The 18,370-nt window shown below is 67.9% G+C and carries 17 protein-coding genes, 2 tRNA genes and 1 pseudogene; 15 read left to right on the plus strand and 5 right to left on the minus strand.

The genetic code is table 11. The features are described 5' to 3' along the window. Positions 1-17 precede the first annotated feature (17 nt). Positions 18-93, plus strand: a tRNA-His gene (locus ACLJOK_RS21955). A 110-nt stretch (positions 94-203) separates the two neighbouring features. Here the strand turns inward: ACLJOK_RS21955 and ACLJOK_RS21960 are convergent. Next, complete coding sequence (locus tag ACLJOK_RS21960) at positions 204-1,496, minus strand: Ig-like domain-containing protein (RefSeq protein WP_410820563.1); 1,293 nt, start codon at positions 1,494-1,496, stop codon at positions 204-206. A 250-nt stretch (positions 1,497-1,746) separates the two neighbouring features. Continuing rightward, positions 1,747-3,009, minus strand: a complete 1,263-nt coding sequence (locus ACLJOK_RS21965) for an Ig-like domain-containing protein (protein WP_410820564.1) — start codon at positions 3,007-3,009, stop codon at positions 1,747-1,749. Positions 3,010-3,196: 187 nt separating this feature from the next. Between ACLJOK_RS21965 and ACLJOK_RS21970 the strand changes: the two genes are divergently transcribed. Both ACLJOK_RS21970 and ACLJOK_RS21975 read left to right on the plus strand, forming a co-directional pair. Further along, positions 3,197-3,272 (plus strand) — tRNA-Lys (locus ACLJOK_RS21970). A gap of 449 nt (positions 3,273-3,721) precedes the next feature. Beyond that, positions 3,722-4,543, plus strand: coding sequence for a MarR family transcriptional regulator (locus tag ACLJOK_RS21975; protein ID WP_410820565.1), 822 nt, complete (start codon positions 3,722-3,724; stop codon positions 4,541-4,543). Between the two features lie 208 nt (positions 4,544-4,751). On the opposite strand, the gene ACLJOK_RS21980 is transcribed toward ACLJOK_RS21975, so the two are convergent. Then, positions 4,752-6,392: a sigma factor-like helix-turn-helix DNA-binding protein gene (locus tag ACLJOK_RS21980; protein WP_410820566.1), complete on the minus strand. Its 1,641-nt coding sequence runs from the start codon at positions 6,390-6,392 to the stop codon at positions 4,752-4,754. A gap of 642 nt (positions 6,393-7,034) precedes the next feature. On the opposite strand from ACLJOK_RS21980, the gene ACLJOK_RS21985 reads away from it, so the two are divergent. Further along, the gene (locus ACLJOK_RS21985; RefSeq protein ID WP_410820567.1) at positions 7,035-7,367 is read left to right on the plus strand and encodes a hypothetical protein; all 333 of its coding nucleotides are present in this window, start codon (positions 7,035-7,037) and stop codon (positions 7,365-7,367) included. Positions 7,368-7,585: 218 nt separating this feature from the next. Continuing rightward, positions 7,586-8,266 (plus strand): YdcF family protein, encoded by a 681-nt coding sequence (locus ACLJOK_RS21990; RefSeq protein ID WP_410820568.1) that lies wholly within the window; start codon positions 7,586-7,588, stop codon positions 8,264-8,266. A 6-nt stretch (positions 8,267-8,272) separates the two neighbouring features. Here ACLJOK_RS21990 and ACLJOK_RS21995 read toward each other — a convergent pair whose 3' ends face one another. Next, entirely contained in the window at positions 8,273-9,499 is a 1,227-nt protein-coding gene (locus ACLJOK_RS21995; RefSeq protein WP_410820569.1) for a helix-turn-helix domain-containing protein, read from the minus strand. A 370-nt stretch (positions 9,500-9,869) separates the two neighbouring features. On the opposite strand from ACLJOK_RS21995, the gene amcA (ACLJOK_RS22000) reads away from it, so the two are divergent. The 6 genes from amcA (ACLJOK_RS22000) (at position 9,870) to ACLJOK_RS22025 (ending at position 13,000) form a co-directional block, all read left to right on the plus strand. Further along, positions 9,870-10,034, plus strand: coding sequence for a multiple cyclophane-containing RiPP AmcA (amcA, locus tag ACLJOK_RS22000; protein ID WP_196921378.1), 165 nt, complete (start codon positions 9,870-9,872; stop codon positions 10,032-10,034). Then, positions 10,031-10,378 carry a hypothetical protein gene (locus tag ACLJOK_RS22005; RefSeq protein WP_410820570.1) on the plus strand — a complete coding sequence of 116 codons (348 nt, stop codon included), beginning with the start codon at positions 10,031-10,033 and terminating at the stop codon, positions 10,376-10,378. Before amcA (ACLJOK_RS22000) ends, ACLJOK_RS22005 begins: the two co-directional genes overlap by 4 nt. Continuing rightward, positions 10,375-11,511 carry a cyclophane-forming radical SAM peptide maturase AmcB gene (gene amcB / locus ACLJOK_RS22010; protein WP_410820571.1) on the plus strand — a complete coding sequence of 379 codons (1,137 nt, stop codon included), beginning with the start codon at positions 10,375-10,377 and terminating at the stop codon, positions 11,509-11,511. The genes ACLJOK_RS22005 and amcB overlap by 4 nt, the downstream gene beginning before the upstream one ends. After that, positions 11,508-11,690: a multiple cyclophane-containing RiPP AmcA gene (amcA, locus tag ACLJOK_RS22015; protein WP_222954740.1), complete on the plus strand. Its 183-nt coding sequence runs from the start codon at positions 11,508-11,510 to the stop codon at positions 11,688-11,690. Before amcB ends, amcA (ACLJOK_RS22015) begins: the two co-directional genes overlap by 4 nt. Before the next feature lie 62 nt (positions 11,691-11,752). Further along, positions 11,753-12,415 carry a pentapeptide repeat-containing protein gene (locus ACLJOK_RS22020; RefSeq protein ID WP_410820572.1) on the plus strand — a complete coding sequence of 221 codons (663 nt, stop codon included), beginning with the start codon at positions 11,753-11,755 and terminating at the stop codon, positions 12,413-12,415. Between the two features lie 15 nt (positions 12,416-12,430). Beyond that, entirely contained in the window at positions 12,431-13,000 is a 570-nt protein-coding gene (locus ACLJOK_RS22025) for a kinase (protein WP_410820573.1), read from the plus strand. Positions 13,001-13,113: 113 nt separating this feature from the next. On the opposite strand, the gene ACLJOK_RS22030 is transcribed toward ACLJOK_RS22025, so the two are convergent. Further along, on the minus strand, positions 13,114-13,602 hold the full coding sequence (locus tag ACLJOK_RS22030) for an HAD domain-containing protein (RefSeq protein WP_410821560.1): 489 nt from the start codon (positions 13,600-13,602) through the stop codon (positions 13,114-13,116). Between the two features lie 525 nt (positions 13,603-14,127). Between ACLJOK_RS22030 and ACLJOK_RS22035 the strand changes: the two genes are divergently transcribed. The 4 genes and pseudogenes from ACLJOK_RS22035 (at position 14,128) to ACLJOK_RS22050 (ending at position 18,167) form a co-directional block, all read left to right on the plus strand. Continuing rightward, a complete protein-coding gene (locus ACLJOK_RS22035) occupies positions 14,128-15,015 on the plus strand; it encodes a replication-relaxation family protein (protein WP_410820574.1) in 888 nt (295 codons plus the stop codon). 381 nt (positions 15,016-15,396) lie between these two features. Beyond that, positions 15,397-16,316: pseudogene (locus ACLJOK_RS22040) on the plus strand (DUF2637 domain-containing protein). Beyond that, a complete protein-coding gene (locus ACLJOK_RS22045) occupies positions 16,291-16,698 on the plus strand; it encodes a helix-turn-helix transcriptional regulator (protein WP_410820575.1) in 408 nt (135 codons plus the stop codon). The pseudogene ACLJOK_RS22040 and the gene ACLJOK_RS22045 overlap by 26 nt, the downstream one beginning before the upstream one ends. Then, entirely contained in the window at positions 16,695-18,167 is a 1,473-nt protein-coding gene (locus ACLJOK_RS22050) for a tyrosine-type recombinase/integrase (protein ID WP_410820576.1), read from the plus strand. The genes ACLJOK_RS22045 and ACLJOK_RS22050 overlap by 4 nt, the downstream gene beginning before the upstream one ends. Positions 18,168-18,370: the final 203 nt, after the last annotated feature.

Below are 18,370 nucleotides of genomic sequence, written 5' to 3' on the forward strand. Positions count from 1 at the left end.
TGGGCGACGGCGGCATGGTGGCTGTAGCTCAGTTGGCAGAGCACCGGGTTGTGGTCCCGGTTGTCGTGGGTTCAATTCCCATCAGTCACCCCACTGGTTCCACCGCTCAGGCCCCCTCCTCGGAGGGGGCCTGAGTCGTTGTGGGAGCGAGACAGGGGCCTACGCGAAAGCCCCCTCCGAGGAGGGGGCTTTCGTCGGGTGGCTCAGGCGGTCGGCGTGGGGGACGGGGTGACCGTCCCGTCCGGGGTCGGGCTGGTGGCGTCCGGGTCGGCCGGAGGCTCGTACGGAAGGGCACTGCCCTTGACGTACTCGTCCCAGCTCATGTTCCAGTCGGTCCAGCCGTTGCCGTTCTGGAGCTTGCGCTCGGTGCCCTTGACGGTGATCGGGTCGCCGATCTGGGTGTTCTTGAAAAGCCAGTCGCCGTTGGCCATCGACACGTTCACGCAGCCGTGCGACACGTTCGTGGTGCCCTGCTGACCCTCGGACCAGGGTGCCGCGTGGATGAACTCCCCGCCCCAGGTGAGGCGCTGCGCGAAGTCAATCTTGGTGCGGTAGCCCTCCTCCGGGCCCAGCTCCTCGAACGTGTCGAAGACCGTCTTGCGCAGCTTCTCGATCACGACCATGGTGCCGCTGGACGACGGGGTGCTCTTCTTGCCCAGGCTGACCGGGATGGTCTTGATCACAGAGCCGTTGCGGGTCACCGTCATCCGCTTGGTCTTGTTGTCCACAGTCATGACCACCGCCGCGCCGATCTTGACGTCCACCGAGAGGTCGGCGCGGCCGTACCAACCCGCACCCATCGGCAGGCCGCCGGCCTGCACCCGGTAGGAGACCTTGCTGTCGGGCTTCCAGAACTCCTTCGGCCGGTACCGGATCTCGGTGGGGCTGACCCAGTGCCAGATCCCCGCCTGCGCCGGGGTCGAGGTGACTGTCATCCGGCGCTGCACGTCGTCGCGGTAGTCCTCCGGGATGGCCCGGCTGAACTTCACGATCAGCGGCATGCCCACCCCGACCACCTGGTTGTCACCGAGGAAGCTGCTCACCCGTACCTGATTGCCGGGCTTGGCCATGGTGGTGAAGGTGCTGGTCGCGGTGGCCGGACGGCCGTCGTCGCCCTTGGCGGTCACGGTGGCCGTGTAGCTCGTGCCGTAGGCCAGCGCGCCAGCCGGCAGCCACGACTTGCCGTCCTTGGCGAGGGCGCCCTCGACCGCCCTGCCAGCGGCGTCCTTCACCTCGACGGCGGTCTCCACGGCGTCCTTCGTGGTGAAGGTGACGCCGGTGGACGCCGGCACGTCCTTGGCGTCGGCCGCCGGCTCACTGATCGTCGCGGCGGCCTTCGGTGCCGGGTTCTCACCCCCGCCGTGCCACGAGGACGGCTTGCCGCCGTCGCCGGCGGTGCAGGCCGAAGTGAAGGCCAGCGCCACGGCGAGGAGCCCCGCCGCGAACACGCGGCGTCGCCCACCGGGCCTGATCAGCTGGTCCTGGCTAGCTCGCATGAATTCCCTCACAGTTGTGGTCGCTGCCCCATCGTCTCTTACTGACGCGCCAGAGCCGGCCCCGGTTGCCGAGGGTGAACCGAAACACGCCATCAATAGTGCCCGGATTCTGCTACTATCCGGCGTTTCGTGAGCCTGGTTCGTCTCCGTACCGGGAGTGCGGGGGTCGCCGCGCCGTCATCGAGCGGCGGGAGTGCAAGGGTACGCCGGCCCGGCCAAAGGCCGGGCCGGCGCAACGAAGGCCGCCGGCTCAGACCGCCGGGCCGGTCCCACCACTGGGCACCGGCAACGCGCTGCCCTTGACGAACTCCGACCAGCTCAGGCTCCACGCCGTCCAACCGTTACCGGCGGCGATCCTGCGCTCGGTGCCCTTGATCGTGATCGGGTCACCGATCCGGGTCTTGTCGAACAGCCACCTGGCGTTCGCCATCGACACGTTCACGCAGCCGTGCGAGACGTTCTGCCGCCCCTGCACGTGCTCGGACCAGGGCGCGGCGTGGATGTACTCGCCACCCCAGGTGAGCCGCTGGGCGAACTGGATGTCGGTCACGTAGCGGTTGGCCGGATCCGGGTCGTCGCGGGTGTCGAAGACCGTGGCTTCCTTCTTCTCCATCACCACCATCGTGCCGCTCGACGACGGAGTGCTCTTCTTGCCCAGGCTCACCGGAATGGTGCGCACCGGCGCGCCGTTCTCGTACACAGTCATCTTCTTGTTGGCGTTGTCGACCTTCATCTCGAACGACCGGCCGATCTTGGCGGTGGCCTTGCGGTCGACGTCGCCGTACTTACCGTTGCTCAGCGGCACCCCCGCCAGGGCGATCCGCACGGTGATGGTGGTGCCCGGCTTCCAATACTCCGGGGCCCGGTAGTAGGCCTGCGTGCCGTTGCTGACCCAGTGCCACGCGCCCGGCTGCGGCGGATCGGTCCGGACGAACATCCGCTTCTGCACGGCCGCCCGGTCCTTCTTCGGGATGCCCGGATGGAACTCGGTGACCACCGGCATGGCCACCCCGTAACTCTTGTCGTCGAAGAGGTACAGGCCCGAACCGATCGTCGACTTCGGCTTGGCCATCGTGGTGAAGCTGCTGGTTCCCTGGCTGCTCGTGCCGTCCGACGCGCTCGCCGTCACCGTCGCCGTGTAGCGGGTGCCCCACTTCAGCGGAACGGACGGCACCCAGGCCGAACCATCGGTACGCAGCTTGCCCTCGACCGAGCCGCCACCGTCCGCCGTCAGGGTGACAGCTGACACCTTCCCGCCGTCCGGGAGCTTCGCGCTGATCTCCGTGCTCACCGGCCGGTTCTTCGTGCCGTCGGTCGGGCTCAGCGCGAGCGGCGGCCCGCTCGGTGTGCTTGGCGTCGACGGTGCGGCTGAACCAGGGGTTGCGCTCACGTCCGAGGACGCCCCGCCAACGAATTCCGGCTTCTTCTCGTCGCCGCCGCATCCGGTCAGTGCCAGCGACGCCGCCAGAGTCAGGGCGCCCACCACCGCCCCGGCTCGCGTGAACCGTGCCATGCCCACCTCTGTTCTCGCGTACCTGGCGGATATCGTGCCGCATCACCGCCGCAACCCACGCCCCGATCTTGGCGACGGTGGCCGGTTTGGGGCTTTTTGCCGGCAAAGCTCGACCGAAGGGGGGACCCGGGGAACCGAATTGGAGCCCGTGTTGGAGGGGTGCTAATGTTCTCTCCGTTGCCGACGAGCGCCGCTAGCTCAACTGGCAGAGCAGCGGACTCTTAATCCGCGGGTTCGGGGTTCGAGTCCCTGGCGGCGCACCAACGATCAAGGTCCTGACCTGGTGGTTCACACTGGGGCAGGGCCTTTTTCGCGTACGGCGGTGGTGGGTGGTCGCTCGGTGGGTGCTCGGGAGCCGGTGGACCCGGGGCGGTAGCGGTGGGACGCGGCGGGGTGCTCTGGGACGCTGCGCGGTAGCTGCCGGTGCAGGGTCTGGTCGGGTGGCCGGCGTTGCAGCTGTCGGTGGCCCCCGGATCGGTTCGGCGGGCGGTTTCCGAACGGACTCGGAGCCGGGGTCCGGCGATCTTGGCGGAACGCGATATGCCGCTTCTGCGGCGTCCGTCATCAGCTCTTCGGCTGATTCGGTGAACAGCGATCATGGAAAACGTCTCACAAAGCCCGTTTTGAGGGTGCGGGAGTTCCCTCGGGGCGTCACTGCGGTGCCGGATCGTCGGGATGGTGGGGCGTCGGCGGAGTGGGGGATCATCGATGGGTGGCCGGTGGTCGTGAGCTGTCGCCTCGGCGGTGGCGGATCCTGTCGTTCCTGGCATTGCATGGCCGGGCTACCACGAGCGACATCGCGGTGGTGGCGGGGGTGCCGCGGTTGACCGCGCACCGGGACCTCACCTGGTTGCACACCGTGGGCCTGGTGGGCCGGGAGCGGTCGGCGGAGGACCGAGCGCACGCCTGGTGGTACAGGATCACCGGGGAGGGGACCGAGCTTCTACATCGTGGTCTCGTCTTGTCGGGGCAGTCGGTGCCGATGCGTCTGGGTCAGCGGGACTGGGGTGCGGCGCACTACCTGCTGTTCCTGCCGCTGCTCGCGGTGTCACGCCAGGATCCCGCCCGGTGTGGGCTGTTCCAGTGGTTGACGACGTTGGACACGTCGGTGTGGCTGCGGGAGCGAGGGCTGGCGCATCTACGCGCTGATGGATACGGAGTGTGGTTGGAGGACAGCCAGTGCCTGCGGTTCCTGGTGCACGTCGATCCCGGCCCGGTCGGCGATGCCATCGCTGAACGGGAGCGGCCCACCGCCGGCCTCGGCGGTGTCCTTGCCGGCTATCGGCGCACGGATCCCGTCGTGCCGGTCGGCGCGGTGCTGGTCATCATCCGTGACGCGGTCCGGGAGGCGAACTTGCTGGCTGATCTGGAGAGCCGGCCGTTGCGGGCGCCGATCGCGGTCACCACCGTCGACTTGTTGCACCGGAACTGGCCGCACGAGCAGGTGTGGCGGGCCCCGAGTACGGGCGCCACGCGGCACCGGTTGCTCGACCTTCCACTTCCGTCCGAGCTATCCCCGGATGACTTGCAGTAGATGGGGACGCCCTGAGGGGGCTGCAGCACGGCGCCGCCATGGGGCTGCCACCCGCCAGTGATCTGGAACCGGGAGATGCGGCCGTGCATGTTCCCGGAACCAGGCGGCAGGCCGTCGTGACGTTCCGCCTTCGAGGAGCCGGCGTTGACGGTATTGCGTGTCCTCTTCTACCGAGTTGAGTGAGGGCCAGCGAGTTAGCGACCGGAGCTTAGTTGTCGGCAATAGTTTCGGCGACTACCATCGCGCGCCAGATTGCAGGAACGCAATCGACGATAAGACGAAGGCGGCGTGCGTCGAAACCCTGCAACCACATGATTAGAACTCGACTAGACAGATGCTGCTTGAGTTCGAAGCGCGGGTCTATCTCCGCTAACTCATCGAGCCGTGACCTAAGTCGTTCTCGCGCCTCACTCGAGTTGTGAACCATGAAATTGCGAATCTCGCGCAAGACGTTGTACCGCAACACGGTCTCGTCGGGAATGGCGTCTAGCTCGGCTTGGGCACCCGGCCTTAGCCAACCCCCGGCGTCCCTCGGGTTTGCTAGCCTATCGATGTACATATCTGTCAAAACGCCGGAGATGTTGGGTGGATTGGCTTCCAATAGCGCGCGCTGCTTGGCTGGCAGTTTAACGTCATTCAGTCGGCGGGATACTGCAGTCGGGTCTGCCTCAACCGCGGCCCTGAGCCATCCCCTGCGCCGGAACTCGAATTCCTGGGCGTGGGTGCGTATAAAACTGTCGATAATAGGGCGGGATTCCACTGCAGAGCTCGTGGCTAACTGTCCGAAGAGTTCGTCAATCTCAGACTGCGCCTGATGCAAGGCGATCGCAGCCTCAGACGCGGCAGCGTTCCGTGCGAGTCGGCGACCCTTTGTGGATTCGCTGTCGACGGCAGCCGCGCTCCGTTTCGCGTTCATCCAGTTGCCGAATCGCAGGCGCACGGAGGCGGGCGCTGGCCAATGCCGTCCTGCCCGCTCCTCCTGATCAACCCACTTGCCGTACATCTCGAATGATTGCGGCTGCCCGGTTCGGCTAGCGAAATCCAGGAAGCCAGAGACTGCCTGCGTGTACTGCGTCTCGTTGAAGACGAGAAGGCCGCGTTGCCTGCCGCGCTTGTCAGGCGTGAGCCCAATACCGATGAGCGCGTCTGCCCACGCACCCGCACCGAGCCTCTTCATCACCGTCTGACTGGTAGGCGGCCACGGGGCAGATCCCTGCCTGGATTGAAACCCCAGCTCAATCAGAATTTTACTTCGCTGAGCATTGTATCGCTGCGCAGACAGGCCAACGCCAAGGTTCGCGGCGGCGTAGGCCTTCGCTGCTTCAACCGATAAAAGTATGTTTGCCACAACGTCAGGATCCAAGCCCTCGGCCTGCAGAACCTCGGTCAGTTCGGTTGCTGCCGCGACGTCGAGTTGACGCACCGCCGTTGCAGGGGCCACCGCAAGGTCAAGCTCACGGGCTAGCGCGAACCAGACAGCGCTCTCAATCACGGCTTCCGAGAACTTGAACTCCTGTACGTCAACGTCAAAGAGGATGCCTGCTTGGCTGAGTCCCTCTCTAACGATTGCGGCGGGTACTGCAGGAATTAGCAAGCGGAACCTGGCCTCGACCTCCGTACGGGGCACGCCTGAAGCAGCCATCTCAGTCAGCACTTCCCGATACTCATCAAGGAATCGGCGCACGGCCTCAAACAGCTCGTCAGCCCTGGCCTCGCGTCGAACACGCCTTGCATCCTCGGCAGTGACTGCGCCCTGCTTGGCAAGTATCTGACGGACTCGCTCCCGCGTAACTCCGAACTTCTCACCGATGGCAGATAGCGTCCCGCCACCCGCATACATGTCGACCATTGCGAGATTTCGCTCGCTGTGCCCTTGCGCCACGCTGTTTCCCTCTCGCTTAAACACCTGCATCGTGTGTCAGGCGGCCGGGACCGCCGATTCTAGCCAGTACCTGCCCACTTGAGCTGCCCCAGTTGATCGCTCGCGAGTTCAGGAAGATGGTCGGCAGGCCGGAAGCGTCGAGAGTCAGCTCGTCGGCGCTCACGACGTGAGTCATCGGCAGAAGCATCCTCCTGTTTGCGCGAGTCGCGAGGAAGGGAGAGTAGGGCCGGCCGGTTCGCCCGGTGCACTTTTTGCTGCGATCTGGCCGTAGGCCAACGTTCAGCGGTCAGTCAGCGCGTCGGCAGAGGAGAACCGGAAGTCAGCATCGTTTCGCGTTCAGGGACCTCCACGTCGCAGCCCTCGTACACCGCGACGCGTGCGCCGACAAGCCCCAGCCTCGGCAAACGTGGCTCACGGTGTCGCTCAGCCATGTGGGGGCAGTTCGTTCCCTCGACGTGGCGTGCCGCGTTCGGCCCGTCAGCTGGCAGAATGGCCGCCGCTGCCTCGCATGGACGAACGGGTGGGTTGATGTCGCTAGTACCGGGTGAGTATGTGTTCGCGTGCACCTATTGCGATGGAGACGGTTGCTCGGACTGCAATGGGGGCCTCGTGTACGTGGACGAGGAAGAAGCGGAGGAGTGGCTTGAGGAGGGCTTCAAACCCCTCGCCGAGCCGGGCCCCGACGGCACGACACCGCGGCCGTTTCATCCGGTGAGCAAGCCCTCGGAGCCCAATCCGGACCCGGTGCGCTGGGAAGATATGTCCGAGGCCGAAAGGCAGGACATCATCGTCGACCAGGTGAACGTTGAGACCATCGGGACCGACGAGCTGGAGGCCGTCTTTCAGCAACTCGACCCCGAGCATCAGGCCGTGTTGGCCGCAAGGATTCAAAAGTTCGCCGACGATGCGGTCGGCGACGAGCACTGGGACTCCGACAACTGACGGGCGCGGCGTCGCCGGGCCTGGTGATGCCCAACGCCGTGCGTCCCCATCTCCTCCAAGCGGTGAGGCAAAGTCGGCTGTCCGCAGTCAGCGACTGGGCCCGTAGGTCGGCTAATGCGCTCAGCCTCGGCTGATCTGGACTGGCCCGGCCTGCCCTACGCTGACGCCATGAGGGAGTGGGGCGTGAACCAAACTCCAGCGCTGACCCTACCCGGCGGATGCTGATGGACCGGCAGGCGGCGGTGCCGACTCGCGTGCTCCCGGACGAGGTCCGGGCTGACGTCGAGACATTGTGGCGCTACCACGACATGCGCCACGAGCTGCGCCCTTGTGACGTGGGCATCGGGTTGGGGAGCCATGACCTCGGCGTTGCGGTGATCGCAACGCGGCTGTTTCAAGCGGGCCTGTTCCCATGGATCGTTTTTACCGGTGCGAACGCCCCGACCACTGTCGAACGGTTCCCGCGTGGAGAGGCGGTGCACTACCGCGAGTACGCCGTTGAGCAGGGTGTGCCCCCGGAAGCGGTTCTCGTGGAGCCGCGTGCCACGAACACCGCCGAGAACCTCGAATTCTCCCGTGCGCTCTTGGCCGAACGCCAGATCCCGGTGAAGTCGGTGCTGATCATGTCTCGGCCCTACCAACAGCGTCGGGCCTACGCCACCTGCAGGCTGATGTGGCCGGAGGTCGATGTGGTCTGCGCGTCGAACCCACTCGAACTGGACGACTACGTGGCCAGCATCGGCGACCCGCGGCGGGTGGTGGACATGCTGGTAGGCGACACGCAGCGGATCGAGGTGTACGCGGAGCGCGGGTTCGCGATCCCGCAGGAGATGCCGGACGAGGTGCGGACGGCGTTCGAGCGCCTGATCGCGGCTGGCTACACCAGCCGGCTAATTTGAGCCCAGCTACCAGCGCGGCCCTCCCGACCGGACGCCCATCCGGTCGCTGAGTTCGACGGCCAGTCGGGGTGGCCGGGGGCGGGTGAGAATGTCGCGGACGAGGTCGCGGGAAAGCTGGTGGTAGCGCACCTGGTCAGGGCCGATGACCTCGGCCTCCAGGAGCGCCGCGAGCGCGTCGTCGATGCGGTTCCACCGGGCAAGGGCCCGGGCGGTTTCGATGGCGTGCCGAACCTGCCGCTCGACGGGCACGGTGCTGGTGTCGAGTGGGGCGCCGATGGCGATGGCGCGCTGCACGTCGCCGAGTTCCATCGCCACGGTCGTCTTGTGGATCGACACGTTGGTCGGCCCGAAGGCGGTCCAGACGTGGTTGCCATCGGCGCCGAGCCGCCGTGCGGCGGCATCGGCCTCAGCGATATGGGTGTCGGCGGAGGCGCGGTCGTCGTCTCGGGCGGCGGCCAGCGCGCAGACGAGGTGCAGGCTGCCGTAGACCGACAGCAGCTGCGGAGTGGGTTTGGCGAGCCGTGGTTCCAGGAACTGCGCCGCCGTGGCGGCGAGGCCGCGGGCTTGGGCGTACTCACCGATGGACGCCAGCGAGTGCGCGGCGGAGCGGCTGAGCGAGCCGATGACGACGTGGTCATGGCTGGCGTTGGCGGCGGCCAGCCCACGGCTGGCGGCGGTCCACGCGAGGTCACCTTCGCCGAGCTTGGTGAGGAACAACGCGGCCAGCTGGTGGGCGTAGGCGGTCATCGCGTGCGCGCGCTGGCCATCGTCTCCGTCGTACGCCTCGGTGGCGGTGAGGCAGTCGTGGATGAGGTAGGGCAGCCGGCGGGCGAGGGTGCCGTAACGCGAGTGCTGGTAGGCGGTCCAGATCTCGGCGACGTCGTTCTCGATCTCGCCCAGGGCGGGGGCCTCGACGTCCCCCGTGCTGGTCAGCGTCGGCGCGAGGTGACGATAGTCGTGAAGCGCGGCCCGCAAGGCCGGGATGGTCTCGCGCCCTGAGTCGTCCGACCACTCGAACAGGCTCGGTGCACCGATCAGGTCGCCGAGGGACACGTCGAGGGCTTTGGCGATCGCGCGTATGACCGATAGCCGATCGAGGTCAGCCCGGTTCGTCTCGACCTTGCGTAACCACTCCTGGGTCTTGCCAACCAGACCGGCCAGCACCTCCTGGGAGAGCCCTCGTCGACGCCGGTAAAAGGCGACGCGCTGGCCGATGGTCATGTCTTCCGTCATCCCTCGCACACCATCACCCTGCCCGCTGAAGACCGCCGGACCCGGTACGGATTTTCCCGGTCCTCCGTACGGACCGCCCCTACGTTCAGTTCACCCCAGATCACCGGCGCGTGTCGATGCCGGTATCGGGGATGACTAACAGGGAGCTGCAGATGGAGGGATCGATGAGCGGCGCACCACACCACGGATTGGGCCGCAGGCTCGGCCCGTCCTGGAACGAACTGTCTCGGTGTTCTCCCCGCCTGCGTACCGCCATGAGGGCTGCGTGGGTGGGTGATCGGCGGCCTGCTCCCAGCCGCCGTGATGCGGCGGCGGGCTCGCCATTCCCCCGGCGAGCCCGCCGCTCATCGATCCTGGCGGGGGTGGAGGCATGACGGTGTACGTCTCGCGTAACGCGATAGCCAGCCAGTCCCGGCGCCCCGAGCCCAGGTGGACGTCCTCACAGGGTCAGGTGCGGCGCGCTGATCCTCCGCTGCTCACCTTCGTGTGGCGTCGGCTGTTCGAGCAGCAGGCCCGCGAGGGCGGTCGCCGGTGACCGGGCAGCAGCGCCGTCTGGCGGCGAACGGGCTCGCGCCAGCCGAGGTGGAACATCTGCCGATGCGCCCGCTGTGGCTGTGCCGCCGGTGCGGGCAGCCATGGCCCTGCGGCGCGGCGAAGCTCGCGCTCCTCGCCGAGTACCGGGAAGAGCCGGTGAGCCTGTTCCTCTACCTGGCCGGCTGCCTGCACGACGCGATCGACGACCTGCATCGGCTCAACCCGAGCGTCACGGGCAGCGCCGCCGACATGTTCGACCGGTTCCTCGGCTGGCCCGCCCGCCACACCCACGCCTACCGCGTCCGTACCACCACGGCCGCCAGCATCGAAGAGGCCTCCTCGTGAACGGCATCGGCCTCATCAACGCTACCGGCCAGCCGGCGGTCGCCGGCAGCTTCCACACCCTGGTCGTGCAGCCGACGAGCTTTTGCAACCTCGACTGCACCTACTGCTACCTGCCCGACCGGAGATCCCTCCGCCTGATGAGCAGCGCAGTCGCGCAGGCTTGCGCCGAGTCGATCGCGCAGCAGAACAGCGGCCATCCGGTGAGCGTCGTGTGGCACGGGGGCGAACCCACCGCCACACCCACCAGGTTGTTCCGGGATCTACTAGACCCATTCGAGGAGCTCCGCCGCGTGGGGATGGTGCGTCACGAGATCCAAACAAACGCGACGTTGATCAACAGGCAATGGTGCGAAGTTTTCACCGCTCATGGGTTCGAGGTCGGGGTCAGTATCGACGGACCGGGCGCGTTGAACCGGAACCGCCTCGACCGGGCCGGCAACCCGACGGACGCCCGAACCTTGCGCGGCATACAGACCCTGGCCGAGGCAGGGCTGAGGTATTCGGTGATCTGTGTTGTCACCCCGGAAACCATCGACCACGCGGAAGCCCTCATCGACTTCTTCACCGGCCTGCCCGGCTGCGAGTCGGTGGGCTTCAACATCGAAGAGCAGGAGGGCGCTGACCGGGCACCGGTGTCGGAGGACGCCGCGTACCGGTTCTGGCAGCGCCTTATCGAACGTCGCGTCGGCGGCAGCCCGCTCCGGATCCGCGACGTGGACCGGCTGGCCGACTATCTCGCCGCCACCCGCGCTGGCCGCGTCGACCACGAGCCGTACGAGCCGATCCCGACCGTCTCTTGGGATGGACAGGTGGTGCTGCTGTCACCGGAACTGCTCGGCATCACCGAGCCGCGATACGGCGACTTCATCGTCGGCAACGTCCTTCAGCAATCCATTTCCGCCATGCTTGCCGGCGCCGGCGACCTGGGCTACGTCGCCGAGTTCATTACGGCCCTCAACGGCTGTGCCGACCACTGCGCCTTCTACGACTTCTGCCGTGGCGCCCAGGCCGGCAACCGCTACTTCGAGCACGCGACGTTCACCGCCCGAAAGACGACCTACTGCCGGACCACCCGACAGGCCCTCGTTCGCGCCGCCGCGGACCACCTCACCCCTCAAGGAGGAGCACCATGACCAATGCTCTCGCGGTCCTCGTCAACGCCGCACCCGAGCAACTCGCTCGCCTCGGCGTCGACCCTGAGCGGTCAGTAGCGTCGATCGACGCGGCGAAGTTCGACAACCGCCCCGCCTGGGCTAACAAGGGTAAGTTCGACAGCCGACCCGGCTGGGACAACTGGAACAAGAAGAAGTAGCCCCAACCACGGGAATGCGCGGGGTGGCGTGCCCACCCCGCGCCTACACAGGTTGAGGACACATGCGCACCACCACGATCGGCGACGTGAAGGTCCTGCTGCCGGACCTCGAACCGGACGACCTCGACATCACCGCGGACCTCGCCGGCGGCCTCACCGAGGCCCTCGTCAACGGCGCAGCGTGGCACGGCTCGCACCTTGAGGACGCCCGCATCCGCAGCAGCCTGATCACCGGCGTGGACCTGAGCGAGAGCACCTGGGAGGCCGGCAGCCTCTACGGCTGCGAAATCACCCGCACCGACTTCTCCGGCGCGACCCTGACCGGCATCACCATCGAACGCTGCGCCATTATCGGCTCCCGGTTCACCGGCACCAGGCTCACCGACGTACGCCTCAAGGACGTCCTGTTCGACGGCTGCCGCTTCGACTACGCCACCTTCCAACGCGTCACCGCCGCCGGCTCGGTCGCCTTCACCGACTGCACTCTCACCAACGGCGCGTGGTCCTCCTGCCGACTACCTCGCATCGCGCTGCGGTCATGTGACCTCGCCGGACTGGAATTGGACTCCTGCCAGCTCGACGGCACCGACCTGCGGGGCAGCCGGCTCCAGGGCCTCAAGACGCCGCTGGACAACCTGCGCGGCGTCACCCTCGGCGAGGACCAGCTTCCTGACCTCACCCAGCTGACCGTCGCCGCCCTCGACCTCAGTGTCCGCAACGACTGAAGCCGAGGAGGCATCGTGCTCGCTGAACCCACTGGCAGCCCGGACACGATCCTCGTCTGCATCCGGGGCAACTCCGGCTCCGGCAAGAGCAGCATCGCCCGCGAGCTACGACGCCGGCACGGCCGGGGCTGCGCCCTGGTCGAGCAGGACTACCTACGCCGCATCCTGCTGCGCGAACGGGACATGCCCGGCGGTGCCGCACCGGCGTTGATCGCGCAGACCGTGCGGTTCGCGCTGGACCACGGCTATCACGTCGTGCTGGAGGGCATCCTGCACAGCAGCCGCTACCGCAGCATGCTCACCTCTCTGCGGGACGACCACCGCGGCCGGTCGCTGTTCTGCTACCTCGACGTGTCCCTGGCCGAGACCCTGCGCCGGCACCTCACCCGCCCGCAGGCCAGCGAGTTCACCGCCGAGAACATGAGCGGCTGGTACGCCGCCCATGACGTCCTGGGCTGGCCCGACGAACTCGTCCTACCCGAGACCACCGGACTGAACGAGGCCGTCAAGGCCATCGCCGCTGCCACTGGACTACCCCAGACCGGACGCGACGACGACCTGCTACCGAACATTCCGTCCCCGTAGAGCAGCCAAGCCGGCTACCGGTGTCGCCGTTCCGGCGCACCGTTCGCCAACGTCGGTCCCGAGTGGTCAGACAACCCGTCAAGCACGGCGACTGCGACGGCGTGGAGCTCGCCCTACCGCGCCCGCCGGAGCCAGCTCTCGATGACAGTGAAGTCGTGTTGGGTCAACCCGCCACGGGGATCGACCTGATGCAGCAGGGCCGGGGCGTGGTGATGAGTCGACACCCACTGCTGATCGGCGTGGGAGATCTCGTCATCGACCCAGACGAAGGGGCGTTCCTGCGCCCACTCGACCAGCCCACGGGTCTTCCAGTGCAGGGGGCCTATCTCGTCGGCGTCGGGCCAGTCCACGACCGGCAGGGTCGGTAGCCCGAGCAGCGGCGCGAGCACGTCGTTCGCGTCGCTCATCCAGGTCGTCGCCCACACCAGATCACACGGCAGGGCCTCCAGTCGGCGGCCGTGCTCTGGATTGACCTTGTGTAGCAGGGGATGGGCGTCGGCCGGTAGGGCCGGTGCCGGGGTGTGGCCATGCGGCATGCCCGGCTGAGCCGCCGTGGGTGTTCCGAGCGGGATGAGGGTGCCGTCCACGTCGAGGAACAGCAAGGGACGCGGTGCAGGGGCGGACATGACCCAAGAGGCTAGCCCTCACCCCGCCAACGGCTACCTCCGCGCGCTTGCCCCAAGGCCATTCGTTTCGCTGCTGCTCTTGGCGGCGGGCAGTCACGCGCCGCTGACCCCGACCCCGACCCCGACCGCGGCAGGGGCGGTGCCGGGATGCCTCTCACCAGATCCCTTCCGCTCCGGCGGCGCCGGTGACCCGACCACGCCAGCAACACCACATCCACACCTCAACCAAGGAGTTCTCGTGCTTTCGTCGACACCTTCACCTACTGCCGTAGGCATTGGCAGTGATGAGTTTCGGCTTGATCCTCGTTCGGGGGTCGGGCTTGGGGTCAGCGTTGACGTCAGTCTTCAGCCGGACCCCCGAACCGACCCCCTGTTTCCTCTCACACCGCAGGTCAGTCCGTCTGGCAGTGTCGTCGGCTTGTCCTGCGACAGACCCTGCCTGGTCTCGGGTCTCTCCCCCTGGGGCTGGCATTCCGTACCCGGGGAAGGAGGTGGTAGCTGGTGGATGATCCGGTCCTTCGGGTCCAGTCCCAGCTGACCGGCCGTGACCGTGTGCTGCTCGGCTGGTTATACGACCACGGCGTGCTGACGTCGTTCCAGATCGCGACCGCCTTGTTCCCGTCGTTGGACTTTTGTCAGCGGCGGCTGCGGACCCTATACCGGCTGCGGTTGGTGGCCCGGTTCCGGCCACAGCGGGCCGACGGCGGCTCGTACCCGTACCACTACGTCATCGACCAACTCGGCGCCGAGGTCGTCGCGGCCAGCCGGGACGAACGCCCACCGCGGCGGGATCACGCCCGGGTGGAGCGGCGGCGCTGGACCTCGACCCGCAGCCTCACCCACCGCCTCGGGGTGAACGGGTTCTTCACCGACCTGGCCGGGCACGCCCGCACGCATCCGGGCGCGGCGTTGTTGGAGTGGTTGCCGGAGGTGGTGTGCCAGCGCGCCGGGACGTTCACCAGCCGCCAGGATCCGGGGCTGGTGCGGGCGTATCAGCCGCGTGTCCGTCCGGACGGCTACGGCCGGTGGGTCGAGAACGGTGTCGAGGTGCCGTTCTTCGTCGAGTACGACACTGGCGCCGAGCAGTTGTCGATCCTTGTTGGCAAGGTGGACGGCTATCAGGAGCTGTTCGGCACGATCGAGCGGGCGTGGCCGGTGCTGTTCTGGCTGCACTCGGCCGCCCGCGAGCGCAACCTACGCCGCGTGCTGGCCGACGTGCCGCTGGCGGTGCCGGTCGCCACCGGGGCCCGCGACCACGCCGCGACGACGGGCCTGAGCCCAGCGGAGGCGGTGTGGGCCGTGGCCGGCGGACGAGGACCGCGGCTGCGGCTGGCTGACCTGGCCGGGTACGTCGTTGACGTCTCCGAGCGGGCGGGTGAGGCCACGTGATCGGCGACAGCACGGCGGCGGCGGACAGTACCTCTGCTGCGGATCGGACAGCAACGGCCGGCGTCTGTCACGGATCTGTCGTGAGCGGCTCGGCCGGTGCTGACAGACCCGTGAGAGCCCCGGACGACCGCTCCCACCGCGATGTGACCGCGTCCCCGTCCGGCATCCGTGGCAGGCGGTCCGCAGCCGGCGTCTGGGCCCCGTGCCGCCAGTTGTCCGACGCCGGGCCGGTCCGCCATCTGGTCCGGCCGCCTGCGGCTGGTGGACGGGCCGTCGCCCCAGTCCGGGTCGGGGAGGTGATCGGCCACGACGGCACCGATCGCTGACCCGAACGCCAGTCAGCGCGGCAGCCGCGTCGAGGGCGTCGTCCAGGTCGTCATCATGCTGGCCATCGGCGGCGCAGCGGGGGCGGCCAGCTTCACCCACGTGCACAACGTAGCCGCCGCGCACGGCCAACCCGGCTGGCTGGCCTGGGCCGACGCGATCGTCCTGGAACTGATGTCCATCGCCTCCGGCCTGGAACTCCGACGCCGCAAACGCGCCCACACCTCCACCGTGTTCTCGGCCACCGTGCTCGCCTGCGCGGTCACCCTGTCCCTGGCGGCACAGGTCGTCGAAGCCGAACCCTCGATCATCGGCTGGATCGCCGCCGCCGTACCCGCGCTCGGGTTCCTCGTCATGGTCAAGATCGCCCTCGGTCGGACCAGCACCGCCACGCCCGCCAACACCGCCTGGACGGTTGGGGACGGCCGACGGGATGAGGCCGGGCGGACCGTGCCGGACAGCGGACTGGACGAGGTGACCCGGTCCGCTGTCACGGCGGGGGAGCGGCGGTCCCGGACCCGGACCGTCCGCTCACCGGATGCTCGTCGCCGACACGGCGGACGGAACCGGCAGCGAGCGGACCGGGGACGGTCCGCGCAGCCGTCCAGCGACGTGGCCGAGCTGCTGCCGGCGGCGCGCAAGGTCCGGGACCGGCTCGCCGCGGACGGGCGGCACTGACCCGGGCGGCACTCGCCGAAGCCCTCCGCGCAGCCGGTCACACCGTTTCCAACACCCGAGTATCCGAACTCCTCAAGACCCTCAAGGTCGAGTCGTCGGCACCACCTGAGCTGATCGCGAGCCCGGCCGTGCCGACCAACCCGACGCCACCGCCTCTGTCACCGAAGCGGCACAACGGTGGCGGAGCAGCCACCCCTGCGCCGGTCGACCACGACAGGGTTACCCCGCTCCTACCGCACCGCCATCCATCTCATAACCAGGAGAACCCTGATCATGAACAGCCCAACGAACCCCGCTGACCAGACAACCCGCACCACGACCGACAGCACCACCACCGCGCCTGGCATCGGAGAGGTGTGGACGATCGAGCGCATCCGTGCCCTCGGCGTGACCACCACCCTCGCCACCACCGCCTCCGTCCTCGGGATCAGCCGATCCCAGGCGTACCGGCTCGCCGCCACCAACCAGTTCCCTCTACCGCTGATCCGGGCAGGCAACCGCATCATCGTCCCGGTCGCCGCGCTGCTCCACCTTCTCCAACCCGACCCCGCCGCAGCCGGCGGCGGCGAACGACTTGAAGCCGACGCGAAGGTGAGCGTGGATGCGATGACCACGCCACCAGCGGATTCCACCCGACACCGCTGGCGGCACCATACGAAGCATCCAGGAGACGATGAGTGAAGGGATCCACCTTCAAACGCTGCGGCTGCCGCGACAGCGTCACGGGCCGGCGACTGGGACGCTCCTGTCCCCAGCTTTGCCGGCCCGGCGGCGGCTGGTCCCGCACCCACGGCCACTGGCACTGGCAGATCGAGATCCCCGCTCGCGCCGACGGCACCCGCCGCCCACTTCGCCACGGCCCCTACGCCACCCAGGCCGACGCGGACGCCGTCCTGGACCGCATCCGCGCTGCGCTCGCCGTCCCCGACCTCACCGACCCTTACACCACCGTCAAGACCGGCGACCTCATCGAAATCGCCGTCAAGACCGGCGCGCCCGTCCCCACTCCGGACCAGGTCCGGCGGGCGCTGCACCTGGACATCATTTCGACCGAGCTGCCCGCGATGCAGGCGTACCTGACCGACTGGCTGGCCGGGCGCAAGAACATCAAGGCCGGCACCCTGCGGTCCTACGAAGGGCACATCCGGCTGTACTTGATCCCGCACCTCGGGCACCTGCGCATCGACCGGCTTCGCCCCGGCCACATCGACGCCATGTACGACGCCATCGCAGAACGCAACACCACCATCGCCACCCTGCGCGCCAGCCGCGACCCCGCCAAACGCGACCAGGTCAAGAACCAACGGATCATCGGCAACCGGACCCTGCACGTCATCCACGCCACCCTGCGCAAGGCCCTCAACGACGCGATGCGCCGCCACCGCTACATCGACACCAACCCGGCCCTCATGGTCGAACTACCCACCGCCCGACCACCCAAGCCCACCATCTGGACCGACCAACGCATCCGCAGCTGGCGCGACACCGGCAAGACCCCCAGCCCCGTCATGATCTGGACCCCTGAACACACTGGCAGATTCCTCGACCACACCCACGACGCCGGCGACCGGCTGTATGCCCTCTACCACCTGATCACCTTCACCGGGCTGCGCCGAGGCGAAGCCTGCGGCCTGCACTGGGACGACCTCGACCTCGACGCCCACACCCTCACTGTCCGCTGGCAACTCGTCCAACACGGCTGGGCCACCGCCATCGACACCCCAAAAACCACCGACAGCGAGGCCGCGGTCGCACTCGACGCCGAGACCGTCGCGGTGCTGCGCGCCCACCGTGCCCGGCAACAGCGCGAGCGTCTCGCCGCCGGTACTGCCTGGACCACCACCGGGCTCGTGTTCACTACGCCCACTGGCGGGCGGCTCCACCCTGCGGACGTCACCGACCACTTCCACCACCTCGCTACCCAAGCCGGGCTACCACCCATCCGGCTCCATGACCTCCGCCACGGTGCCGCGACCATGGGCCTCGCCGCCGGCGTCCAGATGAAAGTCATCTCCAACCGACTCCGCCACTCCAGCCCACACTTCACCGCCAAGTTCTACGGCGACGTCCTCCCCGAACTCTCCCACGCCGCCGCCGAAGCAACCGCAGCCGTCGTCCCAAGATGCGGTGGCACCGCAAGACCGACATAAGACGCAGGCTCACCGTCTATCAGATGGCCAGGACCAGATTGCCACCGAGCCGTCATCGGCAAGTCCGAAGCGTCTCAGGTAGTCGGCGTCGTCGGTGTCGCCTGCCTGCATGCGGAGCTCGGCCAGTTTCCGCAGCCCTGTGGTGTCGCCGCGGTCGGCGGCCTGCTGGTGCAGCGCCTCGGCACCGGCAGTATTACCAGCCT

Origin of the sequence: Micromonospora sp. 050-3 (assembly GCF_046549335.1) — a bacterium.
In the GTDB taxonomy this organism is placed as follows: Bacteria; Actinomycetota; Actinomycetes; order Mycobacteriales; family Micromonosporaceae; genus Micromonospora; species Micromonospora trifolii.